This window comes from Sphingomonas sp., assembly GCF_045810705.1.
GTDB lineage: Bacteria > Pseudomonadota > Alphaproteobacteria > Sphingomonadales > Sphingomonadaceae > Sphingomicrobium.
This window is the reverse complement of the sequence record NZ_JBJMVI010000008.1, coordinates 111,988-125,161: the sequence shown is the minus strand read 5'-3', so window position 1 is coordinate 125,161 and position 13,174 is coordinate 111,988. Positions and strand designations below refer to the sequence as shown.

15 protein-coding genes are annotated in these 13,174 nt (G+C 65.4%); 5 read left to right on the top strand and 10 right to left on the bottom strand.

What is annotated here, in order from left to right; genetic code table 11:
* Nucleotide 1: 1 nt before the first annotated feature.
* Both ACJ8FR_RS04005 and ACJ8FR_RS04000 read right to left on the bottom strand, forming a co-directional pair.
* Nucleotides 2-1,093, bottom strand: a complete 1,092-nt coding sequence (locus ACJ8FR_RS04005) for an inositol-3-phosphate synthase (RefSeq protein WP_407827324.1) — start codon at nt 1,091-1,093, stop codon at nt 2-4.
* Nucleotides 1,094-1,100: 7 nt separating this feature from the next.
* Nucleotides 1,101-1,838: a CDP-alcohol phosphatidyltransferase family protein gene (locus ACJ8FR_RS04000; protein ID WP_407827323.1), complete on the bottom strand. Its 738-nt coding sequence runs from the start codon at nt 1,836-1,838 to the stop codon at nt 1,101-1,103.
* A 350-nt stretch (nt 1,839-2,188) separates the two neighbouring features.
* On the opposite strand from ACJ8FR_RS04000, the gene ACJ8FR_RS03995 reads away from it, so the two are divergent.
* The gene (locus ACJ8FR_RS03995; RefSeq protein WP_407827322.1) at nt 2,189-2,656 is read left to right on the top strand and encodes a nuclear transport factor 2 family protein; all 468 of its coding nucleotides are present in this window, start codon (nt 2,189-2,191) and stop codon (nt 2,654-2,656) included.
* Here ACJ8FR_RS03995 and xth read toward each other — a convergent pair.
* Genes xth through ACJ8FR_RS03980 form a run of 3 tightly spaced genes read right to left on the bottom strand, consistent with a single transcriptional unit; the run spans nt 2,653 to nt 4,883 of the window.
* The gene (gene xth / locus ACJ8FR_RS03990; protein ID WP_407827321.1) at nt 2,653-3,426 is read right to left on the bottom strand and encodes an exodeoxyribonuclease III; all 774 of its coding nucleotides are present in this window, start codon (nt 3,424-3,426) and stop codon (nt 2,653-2,655) included. The genes ACJ8FR_RS03995 and xth overlap by 4 nt on opposite strands.
* A 24-nt stretch (nt 3,427-3,450) precedes the next feature.
* Nucleotides 3,451-3,783 (bottom strand): HesB/IscA family protein, encoded by a 333-nt coding sequence (locus ACJ8FR_RS03985; RefSeq protein ID WP_407827320.1) that lies wholly within the window; start codon nt 3,781-3,783, stop codon nt 3,451-3,453.
* Nucleotides 3,784-3,827: 44 nt separating this feature from the next.
* Nucleotides 3,828-4,883 carry a M23 family metallopeptidase gene (locus ACJ8FR_RS03980; RefSeq protein WP_407827319.1) on the bottom strand — a complete coding sequence of 352 codons (1,056 nt, stop codon included), beginning with the start codon at nt 4,881-4,883 and terminating at the stop codon, nt 3,828-3,830.
* Nucleotides 4,884-5,271: 388 nt separating this feature from the next.
* Between ACJ8FR_RS03980 and ACJ8FR_RS03975 the strand changes: the two genes are divergently transcribed.
* Genes ACJ8FR_RS03975 through nrtS form a run of 3 tightly spaced genes read left to right on the top strand, consistent with a single transcriptional unit; the run spans nt 5,272 to nt 8,250 of the window.
* Nucleotides 5,272-6,438 carry a phosphoserine transaminase gene (locus ACJ8FR_RS03975; RefSeq protein WP_407827318.1) on the top strand — a complete coding sequence of 389 codons (1,167 nt, stop codon included), beginning with the start codon at nt 5,272-5,274 and terminating at the stop codon, nt 6,436-6,438.
* The gene (serA, locus tag ACJ8FR_RS03970; protein ID WP_407827317.1) at nt 6,435-8,024 is read left to right on the top strand and encodes a phosphoglycerate dehydrogenase; all 1,590 of its coding nucleotides are present in this window, start codon (nt 6,435-6,437) and stop codon (nt 8,022-8,024) included. Before ACJ8FR_RS03975 ends, serA begins: the two co-directional genes overlap by 4 nt.
* Nucleotide 8,025: 1 nt before the next feature.
* Nucleotides 8,026-8,250, top strand: a complete 225-nt coding sequence (gene nrtS / locus ACJ8FR_RS03965) for a nitrate/nitrite transporter NrtS (RefSeq protein ID WP_407827316.1) — start codon at nt 8,026-8,028, stop codon at nt 8,248-8,250.
* Nucleotides 8,251-8,327: 77 nt separating this feature from the next.
* Here nrtS and ACJ8FR_RS03960 read toward each other — a convergent pair whose 3' ends face one another.
* Nucleotides 8,328-8,621: a hypothetical protein gene (locus tag ACJ8FR_RS03960; RefSeq protein WP_407827315.1), complete on the bottom strand. Its 294-nt coding sequence runs from the start codon at nt 8,619-8,621 to the stop codon at nt 8,328-8,330.
* A gap of 172 nt (nt 8,622-8,793) precedes the next feature.
* Here ACJ8FR_RS03960 and ACJ8FR_RS03955 point away from each other — a divergent pair, with 172 nt between their 5' ends.
* The gene (locus ACJ8FR_RS03955) at nt 8,794-10,083 is read left to right on the top strand and encodes an adenylosuccinate synthase (RefSeq protein WP_407827314.1); all 1,290 of its coding nucleotides are present in this window, start codon (nt 8,794-8,796) and stop codon (nt 10,081-10,083) included.
* On the opposite strand, the gene ACJ8FR_RS03950 is transcribed toward ACJ8FR_RS03955, so the two are convergent.
* The 4 genes from ACJ8FR_RS03950 to ACJ8FR_RS03935 are packed head-to-tail and all read right to left on the bottom strand — an operon-like array spanning nt 10,080 to nt 13,158.
* On the bottom strand, nt 10,080-10,355 hold the full coding sequence (locus ACJ8FR_RS03950; RefSeq protein WP_407827313.1) for an acylphosphatase: 276 nt from the start codon (nt 10,353-10,355) through the stop codon (nt 10,080-10,082). The genes ACJ8FR_RS03955 and ACJ8FR_RS03950 overlap by 4 nt on opposite strands.
* Nucleotides 10,355-11,158, bottom strand: coding sequence for an enoyl-ACP reductase FabI (fabI, locus tag ACJ8FR_RS03945; RefSeq protein ID WP_407827312.1), 804 nt, complete (start codon nt 11,156-11,158; stop codon nt 10,355-10,357). The genes ACJ8FR_RS03950 and fabI overlap by 1 nt, the downstream gene beginning before the upstream one ends.
* Entirely contained in the window at nt 11,155-12,189 is a 1,035-nt protein-coding gene (locus tag ACJ8FR_RS03940; RefSeq protein ID WP_407827311.1) for a YihY/virulence factor BrkB family protein, read from the bottom strand. The genes fabI and ACJ8FR_RS03940 overlap by 4 nt, the downstream gene beginning before the upstream one ends.
* Nucleotides 12,190-12,201: 12 nt before the next feature.
* Nucleotides 12,202-13,158 (bottom strand): DnaJ C-terminal domain-containing protein, encoded by a 957-nt coding sequence (locus tag ACJ8FR_RS03935; protein WP_407827310.1) that lies wholly within the window; start codon nt 13,156-13,158, stop codon nt 12,202-12,204.
* Nucleotides 13,159-13,174: the final 16 nt, after the last annotated feature.

Sequence of the window (13,174 nt, the reverse complement as noted above, 5' to 3'; positions counted from 1 at the left end):
CTCACTTGCTGAGGATGAATTCTTCGACTGCGTGTTGCGCGAGATCGTCGGTCATCTGCTCGGGCGGGTGCTTGCAGAAATAAGCGGCAGGGGCATTGATCGGCCCGCTCTGGCCGCGATCGAGCGCAAGCTTCGCGCAGCGGATCATGTCAATCGCAACGCCGGCGCTATTCGGCGAATCCTCGACCGACAGCCGCATTTCCAGGTTCATCGGGACTCCGCCGAACATCGAGCCTTCCATACGCAGGAAGCATATCTTGTTATCGTTCTGCCACGCGACATAGTCGGACGGGCCGACGTGGATGTTCTCGTCTTCCAGACGTCGCTCGGCGACGGCCTGCACGGCTTCGGTCTTGCTCTCCTTCTTGGCGGCAAGGCGAGAGCGGTTGAGCATGTTGAGGAAGTCGGTGTTGCCTCCCGTATTGAGCTGATAAGTCCGCTCCAGCCGGACGCCGCGCTTGGCGAAGAGGTCAGTCAGCACGCGATGGACGATGGTGGCACCGAGCTGCGCCTTGATGTCATCGCCGATGATCGGAACCCCGCGCTCGCGGAACCGCTGCGCCCAGGCGGGATCGCTCGCGATGAACACCGGGATGCAGTTGACAAAAGCGACGCCGGCCTCAAGCGCGCACTCGGCGTAGAATTCGGTCGCCTTCTGGCTACCCACCGGAAGGTAGTTGATCAGCACGTCAGCGCGCGATTCCTTGAGCAGGCGCACGACATCGGGCTGATCGGGCTCGGCTTCGTCGGCGAGCTTGAAGGTGCGGTCTTCAGGATAGTCTTCCATGTGATCGGCGATGCCGTCCAGCGTCCGACCCATGCGAACGATTGCGCCGGTCGCGCGAACGTCGTCGCAAAACACTTCGGTGCAGTTCGGCTTAGCGAAGATCGCCTCGGCCACATCCTTGCCGACCTTGCGCCGGTCCACGTCCCAGGCGGCGACGACGTGGATGTCGCTGGGGCGGTAGCCGCCGACATCCCAGTGCATGAGTCCGACCGTGTCGTTCGCCCCGTGGCGATAATATGTAAGGCCCTGAACAAGGGAGCTGGCGCAGTTTCCGACGCCAACGATCGCGATATTGATGCTCGTCATTAAGTCGTCACGTCCTTCGTATATCAGTGCGGTGTCGCGGAATGTAGCCGTTCCCGAAAGCCGCATTGCGGATGAGGCGGCGTTCCACGACGCGGTGGTAGGAAAGCCCGAGGACCAGAACCGCAGTTAACGGCAGGACCTCGAACCACCAAAAAAGGATCGGATTCCGCGCCAGGCAGGCGACGAAGATCGCATAGACCCGGACATTGGCGCTGAGCAAGCTCATCAGGCGCAACGGCTTTGCTGCCTGATCGGCATAGGCCGCGCCGAGCTGCACCGGATCGGAGTCCCGAGCGAGCGCCTTGTCAAATGGGACCGCGATTCGTTCCACCACTTCTGAAACGCGGTCATACATCGCGACGAGTGCATTAGCGCTGGGCTGGGGCCTTGCGTTGGCAACGCCCGCCCGACGACGGTGGAAGCGGGTGCGCTCGCTTTCATAAAGATTGGACTGCAGCGCATGGAGCACCCCGGCGCAAACGGCGAGAATCCATGCTTCCACTGTTCCGATCGATGCCGCCAGGGCGATGTAGATCAGGATGAAGACGCCGTGGTCGCAAACCCCGTCGAGAAACCGTCCGACGGGGCTGGCGCTGCCGGTTGCGCGGGCGATCATGCCGTCCAACCCGTCGGCTATCAGCCAGGCGATGGATAGGAGCAAACCAATGAATGCGAACGGCCACAGACGCCAGTTCGCGTACGCAAGCGCCGCAAGAGCTCCGAGGCATAGCCCGCCTACCGACACTGCGTTCGCGGAGATGCCGCGCGAGACGAACCACGGCAGCAGGAGCCGCCCGGCGGGGTGTATGATCCAGCGGTTGCTCGGATCCTCGATCCGGCGATCCCGCGACCCGTCCGGACCATGAGCTGACATCAAAGCCGCCTACAGCGTTGAGAACGCATGTATCAAGTGATTCGCGGCGCGTCGGTCCCAAAAAAGCCTGCGTCACCAAGGAACCCGCCGCCACCGAATTTACGAAAAGACGCTCTAGCAGCCGGTCTGGTCGAACAACCGGGTTTCCTGGTCGAAACGCGCTGGCCGCGCGGGAAGTGCGCGGCAAGTTGTCTGCCTCGCAGCAGCAAAGGGGATCGACGATGCGCTTCACGTCAGCGACGACCGTCATGCTTTTCTTGGCGAGTTCCACCGCGTGGGCCAAGCCACCGTCGATCGAAGCGCAGCTGATCGACCGCGAGAAACAAAGTTGGGCAGCCTGGCAGGGCCAGGACGTGGCATTCTGGAAGCGGCATCTATCGACCGATCACGTCGAGATCGATGGACCGAACGGCCCACAGGATCGCGACTATGTGATCAATGGAGTGGCCAACCGCAAATGCTCCGTTGCGAGTTACAACCTCGGCAGTTTCACCTTCCGCCAGCTCGGTCCCGACGCCGGGATGCTGGTCTATCGCGCAACGCAGGAGTTCGCATGCGGCGACAAGCACATTCCGAACAGCGGGTGGGTGACCTCGCTCTATCAGCGACGCGGCGGTCGCTGGCTGAACGTCTTGTTCGAGCATTTGCTGATCCCACCGCCGAAACCCGCGGAACCAGCGAAAGGCTAAGCCAGGTCGATCCAGGTCGGGGCGTGGTCCGAGGCCTTCTCCTCACCCCGTGCCCATTTGTCGACACCGGCGCCGCGTAGCCGATCGGCCGCCTCGGGCGAGCACAGCAGGTGGTCGAGGCGGAAGCCGAGGTCGCGCTGCCAGCAGCCGGCGGTATAGTCCCAGAACGTGTAGAGCTTCTCCTCGTTCGGGTGCAGTGCGCGCAGGGCGTCGGTCCAGCCCTGGTGGAGGATCCGCCGCCACAGCTGGCGGGCCTCGGGCTGCATCACCGCGTCGTGCTGGGTCGCGCGGACCGAGAAGACGTCGCGGTCCTCCGGCACGACGTTCCAGTCGCCGCACAACACGGCAGGACGCTCCTGCGCCAGTAACTCGGCCGCCTGCTCGCGCAGCCGCTCCATCCATTTCAGTTTGTAGTCGAACTTCTCGGTGCCGACGGGGTTGCCGTTGGGCAAATAGAGCGAGCCGACGATCATCCCGCCGACCTCCGCTTCGATGTAGCGGCTATGGGTGTCGTCGGGGTCGCCCGGGAGGCCGACGCGGCGCAGCTCGGGTGCGTCGCCCTTCGCCAGCACCGCGACGCCGTTGAAGCCCTTCTGGCCGTGCCACACGGCGCCGTAGCCGGTCGCCTCGATGTCGGCGATCGGGAGTGATTCATCGGCGCATTTGAGCTCCTGCAGGCAGACGATGTCCGGCTGCTCGCGCTCGAGCCATTCTATGAGGCGCGGCAGGCGCGCCCGGATACCGTTGAGATTGTAGGTGGCGACCTTCATCCGGCTCGCCCTAGCGGCTCGGCGTCAGACCGAGAAGCTCGATCCGCAGCCGCAGCCGGATTGGGCGTTGGGGTTGGTCACGCGGAAGGCTGCGCCGCCGAGGTCCTCGACGAAATCGACCGCCGAGCCCTTGACCAGTTCGAGGCTCGCCGGGTCGACGACCAGCGTCACGCCGTCGGTTTGGCTGACCGAATCCTCGTCCTCAGCCGCGTCGGCGAGATCGAACTTGTAGGTGAAGCCGGCGCATCCGCCGCCGTCTACGGCAAGGCGCAGAATCGCAGGCTTGGACTGGCGAGCGGCAATCGACGCCACCCGCTTGGCCGCACTGGCCGTAAGAATGATGTCAGGCTCGCTCACGAGATCCGAGATAGGAAGCGTCGCGCTCAGCGGCAAGCAACGCCTTAGCGCTGGCCGGCGACCGGTCCGCCGATCGCGACTGCATCCATCGACGCTGCGCCCGAGCGGCGCTGCATGGCGAGCACGTAATCGGTCGACCTCATGAACGGGATCGGGTTCACCGCGCGGCCGTCGATGCGGACTTCGTAGTGGAGATGGTTGCCGGTCGAGCGCCCGGTCGACCCCATCCGGCCGACTTGCTGGCCGCGGATGATATGGTCGCCTTCGTGCACGACAATTGCGGACATATGGCCATAGCGCGTCGAGATTCCGCGGCCATGGTCGATTTCGACGAGGTTGCCGTAGCCGCCCGAATTCCAACCCGCGTGAATCACGGTGCCATCGGCAGTCGCATAGATCGGGGTGCCATAAGAGCCCGCAAGGTCGATGCCGGGATGGAACGCAGCACCGGCATGGAACGGGTCGGAGCGAACGCCAAAGCCGCTGGTGAACTCGACGTTGGTCTTGACCGGCTTGTCGGAAGGAACCGCGATGATCCCGTCCTGCAGCTGGTCGAGCTTCTTCCAGCTGTCGAACAGACTTTTGAAGGTTGAATTCGCGGCGCTTTCGAACGGTCCACCGACGCCGGCGGTGCTGCCGACGCGGGCCGGGGTAATGCCGAGCCGCTTCAGCTCCGCAGCGGTGACCTGGTAGCGAACGTCGAGGGCTCTTGCGACCAGCGCGGCCTGCTCGAACTGCTGCTGCTCAACCCGGGCCAGCGGACCATCGGCGGCGAGACGGCCGGCGGCCCCTGCAGCGGCGATCAACCGCGGGTCGATCTTCTGGCCGGCAAGCGCGGCCTCAATCAGGGCCTGCCGCTGCTCAATCATCCGTGCGCGGGCTTCGGTCAGGGCAGAAAGGCTGATTGCAGGAGCTGCGTGGGGGCGGGCGATCAAACGCGCAGTCGCATAGCTCGCCCAGGCTACCACGCCGAGCAGGACCAGAAAAAACACCGCCTGAAGCGATGCCGAAATACGGAAGCGGCGGAGCTTGGAACCGTCATGGACGAACAGGTCGCGATCGCGAAACAGGCCCGTCGTTGCGGCCAATACTTGCGTCATTTGATTTCCGCTCCACCAAACGGCCCGCGCGCCGAAGCGCGTCGCCGAGTCCCAAATTGTAAAGGAGCTCCCCAGCCCCTTGCCGCGCCCGCGTATTGCCCACCGCGCACCGGCGTCAGGAACACTGCTTTCGGAACGTTAATGAATTCAACCTTTCGTTCCACCCGGCGGGACGAATCGTCCGGTGGGCGCGGTGAACGGTTGATTCCAATCGGCGAACGGGACGGATTCGAGGGAATTCAAGCTGTTGTGCAGCGCAGCATCCGCCGATTCCGAGCGATTGGGCGCGATTCTTTCGCACTGCCTTGCGGGCGCCACATTGGGCCCTAGAAACGGCTCCGGGCCACGCCGTCCCAACGCGGCGCGCGCTCTCTGAGAGGAGAGTTAGATGAGTGAAGCTGCCGATGCCGGCGCCGCCGTGCGCCGCGCACGACCGACAACCAAACCCCGGCGCCCCTTTTTCTCGTCGGGCCCGTGCGCCAAGCCGCCGGGCTGGTCGCCGGAGTCGCTCGGCACGTCGGCGCTCGGGCGCTCGCACCGCGGAAGCGTCGGCAAGGCCAAGCTGAGCGAAGCGATCGAACGCACCCACGCGCTCCTGCGCCTGCCGACCGACTACAAGCTCGGACTCGTGCCCGCCTCGGACACCGGCGCGATGGAGATGGCCATCTGGTCGCTGCTCGGCGCTCGCCCGGTGACCATGCTCGCCTGGGAAAGCTTTGGGGCCGGCTGGGTGACGGACGTTGCCAAGCAGCTGAAGCTGGACGCCCAAATCCGCACTGCTGACTATGGCGAGATCTGCGACCTCACCGACGTGGATCCGGCGAGCGACATCGTCTTCACCTGGAACGGGACGACCAGCGGCGTCCGCGTGCCCGATGCCGACTGGATCGCGGACGAGCGCACCGGCCTTTCGATCTGCGACGCTACCTCAGCCGCCTTTGCTCAGGATATCGACTGGGCGAAAGTCGATGTCGGCACCTTCAGCTGGCAAAAGGCGCTCGGCGGCGAAGCGGCGCATGGGATGCTCGTGCTGTCCCCGCGCGCGGTCGAGCGGCTCGAGCGCGAGCCCGCGCCGCGTCCGCTGCCCAAGGTCTTCCGGCTGACCAAAGGCGGCAAGCTGATCGACGGCGTGTTCAGGGGCGAGACGATCAACACACCCTCGATGCTGTGCGTCGAGGACTGGCTGTTTGCGCTCGGCTGGGCCGAACGCATCGGCGGCCTCGACGCGCTGATCGCGCGTGCCGACGCCAACGCCGCAGCGCTCGATGGCTCGGTACAGCAGACCGACTGGATCGAACATTTGGCGGAGAAGCCGGCGATCCGCTCCAACACCTCGGTGTGCCTGCAGTTCGCCGACCGCTCGGATCCCGAAGGCAACAAGGCCCGGCAGAAGGCAGTGGTGAAGCTGCTCGAGCAGGAAGATGCCGCGTACGATGTGGGTGCTTACCGCGACGCTCCGCCTGGCCTTCGCGTCTGGTGCGGGGCGACCGTCGACACGGCGGACATCGAGGCGCTCGGGCCATGGCTCGATTGGGCGTGGGAGGCAACGGCGTGAGCGACCAGGTCAAAGTGCTCATCGCCGACAAGATGGACCCGCGCGCCGCCGCGATTTTTCGCGAGCGCGGCATCACGGTCGACGACAAGCCCGGCCTGTCCTCCGACGAGCTCGCCGCGATCATCGGCGGCTACGACGGCCTTGCCGTGCGCAGCTCGACCAAGGTCAATGCGGCCGCGATGGACGCCGCTTTGCCGCGTCTGAAGGTGATCGGCCGCGCCGGCATTGGCGTCGACACGATTGACGTGCCCGCCGCTTCGGCCCGCGGCATCGTCGTCATGAACACGCCGTTCGGCAATTCGATCACCACCGCCGAGCATGCGATCGCGATGCTGTTCGCGCTTGCCCGCGAAATCCCTCAGGCCGACCAATCGACCCAAAGCGGCAAGTGGGAAAAGAATCGCTTCATGGGCGTCGAGCTTGCAGGCAAGACGCTCGGGCTGATCGGCTGCGGCAATATCGGCTCGATCGTCGCCGACCGCGCGCACGGCCTCAAGATGAAGGTCGTCGCCTACGACCCGTTCCTGTCGCCCGAACGCGCGGTCGAACTTGGCGTCGACAAGGCCGAATTGGACGAGCTGCTTCATCGCGCCGACTTCATCACCTTGCACACGCCGCTAACCGACCAGACGCGCGGCATCCTCAGCCGCGAAGCGCTGGCCAAGACCAAGCCCGGCGTGCGCATCGTCAATTGCGCGCGCGGTGGGCTGATCGACGAGGCGGCCCTGAAAGACGCGCTTGAAAGCGGTCATGTCGCCGGTGCTGCGCTCGACGTCTTCGCCAAGGAGCCGGCCAACGAAAACGCGCTGTTCGGGACGCCCGGGCTGATCTGCACGCCGCACCTCGGCGCCTCGACCACCGAGGCGCAGGTCAATGTCGCGATCCAGATCGCCGAGCAGATGAGCGACTATCTGCTGCTCGGCGGGATCACGAACGCCGTCAACGTCCCCTCGCTATCGGCCGAGGAAGCACCGCGGCTCCGCCCATATATGGGTCTCGCCGAAAAGCTCGGCCGGCTGGTCGGCCAGATCGCGGGGCATGAAATCCGCTCGATCGACGTCGAGGTCGAAGGCGCCGCGGCCGAGCTCAACATCAAGCCGATCACCGGCGCGGTGCTTGCCGGCGTCATGCGCAGCTGGTCCGACACGGTGAACATGGTCAACGCGCCCTATCTCGCGAAAGAGCGCGGCATCGCGGTTCGTGAAATCCGCAACGAGGGCGAAAGCGATTATCACACGCTGGTCGCGGTGACCGTCGGGACGGAACATGGGCCAAAGCGCGTCGAGGGCACATTGTTCGGCAACCGCGCGCCGCGGCTCGTCAACATCTTCGGCGTGCCCATCGAGGCCGAACTTGCCGGCCAGATGATCTACATCGTCAACACCGACGCGCCGGGCTTCATCGGCGCGCTCGGCACAAGGCTCGGGGAGAACCGGATCAACATCGCGACCTTTGGCCTGGGGCGCCGCAAGCAGGCGGGCGAGGCCGTCGCTTTGGTATCGGTTGACGATCCAATCACGGCCGATGTCGCCAAGCAGTTGCACGAACTGCCCGGCGTCCGCGAAGTCGTACCATTAAGTTTCTGACATGATCGCGCGGCGCGAAGCCCTGATCCGCACCTTCGCAGCGTCGTCGGTCCGGCGTTCACTCGTCGTCGCACTGCTCATCGGCACCGCGCTCAACGCCATCAACCAGGGCCCGGAGATCATCTCGGGCCACTGGCCGGTCTGGTGGAAGCTCATCCTCACTTATTTCGTGCCCTTCGCAGTGGCGAGCTATGGCAGCTACGCGGCCTTTCGGGGCTCGGATTAGCCTACGAAAAAGGGCGCCCCGAACGGAGCGCCCTCGAACCGGGCCCATCTTCTGCGCGTAGCCCGAGCCAAACTGAGTTACTGCGTGTTGTTGGTCGTGCCCGCGCTGTTGCGGACCGCGTTGGCTTTCTCCTTGCCTTCGTTCTTGATCGCGGCGGCCGTGTTTTCGCCAGCTGCCTTGACCTCGGAGGAGGCGTTCCCAGCGTTGGACTCGATGGCCTCCGCTGCATTCGAAGTGGCTGCCTCCACATTCTCGGCGACATTGCTGTAGTTGGATTCGACGTTTTCGGCGGCTTGCTCGGTCGGGCTCTTATTGCACGCGGCCAGCGCGCCGACGCCCAGAGCGACTGCCAAGAGGGTCGTGGTTCTCATTTCAATTCCCCTGTGGTTGCTTTCCTCCAGTCGGCGCTTGGGGCGCGTTCCAGGATCGCAATACGCGCACGCGGCGGCTCTGTTCCGTTTGCTCAACGGGGCTTGTTCGGCCTAGACGGCCCGCCGCTTCGTGCCCTAGGAGCGGCGAGCCGCGCAAAACTAAGGAATTCCGGTGGGAAACGTCACCGTCATCGGCGCCCAGTGGGGCGACGAAGGCAAGGGCAAGATCGTCGACTGGCTGGCGAGCCGCGCCGACATGGTCGTCCGCTTCCAGGGCGGACACAACGCCGGCCACACGCTCGTTGTAGGCAATCAGACCTACAAGCTCTCGCTGCTCCCCAGCGGAATCGTGCGCGGCACACCGTCGGTGATCGGCAATGGCGTGGTGCTCGACCCGTGGGCGCTTAAGGCCGAGGTGAAACGGCTCGGAGAGCAAGGCGTCGAGGTCACGCCCGACGTGCTACGGATCGCCGAGACCTGCACGCTGATCCTGCCCATCCACCGCGATCTCGATGCCCTGCGCGAGGACGCCAGCGGCGCCGGCAAGATCGGCACCACGAGGCGCGGCATCGGCCCCGCCTACGAGGACAAGGTTGGGCGCCGCGCCATCCGGGTTTGCGATCTCGCGCATCTCGGCGAGCTCGGGCCGCAGCTCGACCGGCTATGCGCGCACCATGACGCGCTCCGCGCCGGCTTCGGCGAGCCGCCGGTCGACCGTGAGCGGCTGAAGAACGACCTGGCCGAGATCGCCGATTTCGTCCTGCAGTTTGCGAAGCCTGTCTGGCGCGATCTCGATGAGGCCCGGGAGCGCGGCCGGCGCATCCTTTTCGAAGGCGCGCAGGGCGTGCTGCTCGATGTCGACCACGGCACCTACCCGTTCGTCACCTCATCCAATACCGTTGCCGGCACGACCGGGCCGGGCAGCGGCATGGGCCCTGGCGCCGCTGGCTTCGTGCTCGGCATCGCCAAGGCGTACACGACGCGCGTCGGCTCGGGCCCTTTCCCGACCGAGCAGGACAATGACGTCGGTCAGAAGCTGGGTGAGCGCGGCCACGAGTTCGGCACCGTCACCGGGCGCAAGCGCCGCTGCGGCTGGTTCGACGCCGTGCTGGTACGCCAGGCGGTCGCGGTAAGCGGCGTGACGGGAATCGCGCTCACGAAGCTCGATGTCCTCGACGGCTTCGAAACGGTGAAGATCTGCACCGGCTATCGCATCGGCGGCGAGCGGTTCGACTATCTGCCGCCGCACGCCGCAGACCAGATGCGGGTTGAGCCTGTCTACGATGAGATCGAGGGCTGGCCCGGATCGACCCGCGGCGCGCGCAGCTGGGCCGACCTGCCGGCGCGCGCGATCAAATATGTCCGCCGGATCGAGGAGCTTATCCGCTGTCCCGTGGCGCTGGTCAGCACCTCGCCCGAGCGCGACGACACGATTCTGGTGCGCGATCCGTTCGCGGGCTAGCGGCGCAGCTGGAAGCGGCCGAGGCCTTCGGGCGCCGCGTCTTCGACGCTGACGTCTTCGACCTGAGCATTCGAGGGGCCGCGGCGCATCCGCTCGATCATTCGGTCGACGTCATCCGCTTCGCCTTCGAGATGGGCTTCGACCGCGTTTTCGGGGCAGTTGCGGATCCAGCCGCTGACGCCCAGCTCACGAGCCTCGCCCTGGGCCCAGGCGCGAAAGAACACCCCCTGCACGCGGCCAGTTACGCGAACGTGGCGCGCGACCTGGGCCATCAGACGGTGGAGATGTCCGGCGCGTCCTCGGCCTTCATGCCGACGACGTTGTAGCCGGCATCGACATGGTGGATCTCGCCGGTGACGCCTGATGCGAGGTCGCTGAGCAGGTACAATCCCGCTCCCCCAACATCCTCGATGGTGACGTTGCGGCGGAGCGGCGAATTATATTCGTTCCACTTCATGATGTAGCGGAAGTCGCCGATCCCGCTCGCCGCCAGCGTCTTGATCGGCCCGGCGGAAATGGCGTTGACGCGGATGCCCTCGGGCCCGAGGTCCGCGGCAAGATATTTGACGCTCGTCTCCAGCGCCGACTTGGCGACGCCCATCACATTGTAGTGCGGGATGACCTTCTCGGCCCCGTAATAAGTCAGGGTCAGCATCGACCCGCCGGCGCTCATTAGCGCCCGCGCGCGCTGCGCCACTGCGACGAAGCTGTAGACCGAGATGTTCATGGTCATGAGGAAATTGTCCATCGACGTATCGACGAACTTGCCCCGGAGCTCATTCTTGTCGGAATAGCCGATCGCGTGGACGACGAAGTCGAGCTTGCCCCACTGTTCCTTCAGCCCAGCAAACGTCTTGTCGAGCGCCTTCATGTCGGAGACGTCGCAGTCGACCAGCATCTCCGAGCCAAGCTCGGCGGCGAGCGGGCGGACGCGCTTCTCAAGCGCCTCGCCCTGGTAGGAGAAGGCCAGCTCCGCGCCCTGCTGGCCAAGCGCGCGGGCGATCCCCCACGCCAGCGAACGGTCGTTGGCGAGGCCCATGATCAGGCCGCGCTTGTCCTGCATCAGTCCTGTCAAAGTTGCGGCCCCTCTCTTTGCAGCACAGGTTCGACGTCCTCACCAGGTTCCGGTTCCTCGACCTCGAGCTGGTCGCTGTAAGGCCCGGTATAGACCTCGCCCTTTAGCGCGGTGGCGCCGCTTTCCGCCAGCGCCGCGTTGAGCTCGGCGCCGACGACGACGCCGAGGCCGACGACGAAGAAGAAAATCAGCGTAACCATCACGCCGCCAAGGCTGCCGTAGGTGCGGCTGTAGCCGCCGAACAGCGACAGGACGTTCGGCAGGATCTCGACCGTCACCAACCACCACGCAGTGATGAGCAACGCTCCCGGCCATTTCCTGCAGCCCAGCTTGCGGTAGCGCGAGGGCGTCAGGAGGAAGAAGATCACGTAGAAGGTGAAGAACAGGGTCACCGCCGGGACCAGCCGATAGAGGCCGAGTGTCGTCGCAATCCCCTGCGCGAGCGGGAACCATTCGATGATCAGATGATGCGCGAGGGTCAGCGCAGCGCTCGCCGTGAACGCAAGCATCAGCAGCACGACCGCGCCGAGGATCATCAGCAACGAGCCGAGGCGATACTCCCAGAACGGGGCGCAGAATTTCACGCCATAAGCGCGACGGAGGATGTCGCGGATGGTTTCGATGAAACTGGTCGCGGTCCACAGCCCGACGATCGCGCCGAGCCACAGCAAATTGCCGGTGCGTACCGTCAGGACTTCCTGGACCGGCTCGCGCAGCGTCGCGGCGACGTCGGGCGGCAGCCGGCGCAACACATTGGTGACGGTCAGCATCGCGTCCTGGCTCTGGCCGAACAAATGGGCGACAGCCGCGGCGACGATGAAGAAAGGGAACAAAGCGACAATCGACAAATAAGCGAGATTGCCGGCGTGGATGAAGCCGTCGTTATAGACGCCGATCGCGACCCGCTTGACCACTTCCCAAGCGGTGAGCCGGGGCTTGAGCTTCTCCTCGACGTCGGTTCCGAACGCCGCGCGCATGGTCGCAAGCCGCTTGCGCCGTTCCTCCGGTGAAAGCGGTGAATGGTCCCTCATTCGGCGCTACCGTTAGACGCCAAGGCTTGCTCGCGGGTTGCCCGGCGCGGTCCAGTCCTCGACGAACTTCTGAAGCTCGGGATTATCCGCCGGAACGTCGATCTCGACCGCAACCAGCTGGTCGCCGCGCTTGCCGTCCTTGGCGGCGAAGCCGCGGCCCTTGAGGCGCAGCACCTTGCCCGATGTCGTGCCTTTGGGGATGGTCAGCATCACGGGTCCGTCGGGCGTCGGCACCCTCACCTTGGCACCGAGCACGGCTTCCTTGAGAGTCACCGGAAGCTCGAGGCGGATATTGTTACCGTCGCGCGTGTAGAAACGGTGCGGCGCGATCTCGATCGTGACGATGGCGTCGCCGCGGCCGCCCGGCCCCTCCTCGCCCTTGCCGGCAAGACGGATCCGCGTGCCGTCCTCGAGGCCCGGCGGGAGCTTGAGGTCGATCGTCTTGCCGTCGCCGAGCGTGATCCGCTGGGGCTTCAGCGCGACGGCATCCTCGAACGGGATCTTGAGCCGGTAGGCGATGTCGGCGCCCTTCTGCGGCGCGCGGGCGCGCTGGCGGAAACCGCTGAACGGCCCGCCGCCGGCGGAGCGGCCGCCGGTCGCGCCGCCGAACAGCCCCTCGAACAGGTCGCTGAGGTCGGCCGAGTCCCCGCGCCCGAAATTGACATTCTCGAACCCGGCGCCCGGCTGCGGTCCGCCCGGACCCGCCGAATAGCCGCCGAAGCCGCCGCCGAACGGCATTTTGGGATTGCCCTCTTCGTCGATCTCGCCGCGGTCGTAGCGCGCGCGCTTGTCCTTGTCGGACAGCAAATCATAGGCCGCGGTGATCTGCGAGAAGCGCTCGGCTGCCTTGGGATTGTCCTTGTTGCGGTCGGGGTGGAGCTGCTTGGCGAGACTTCGGTACGCCTTCTTGATCTCCGCCTCGCTGGCGCCGCGCTTCAGGCCCAGGCGTTGGTAGAGGTCGAGTGCCATTTCGCTCCCATGCCGC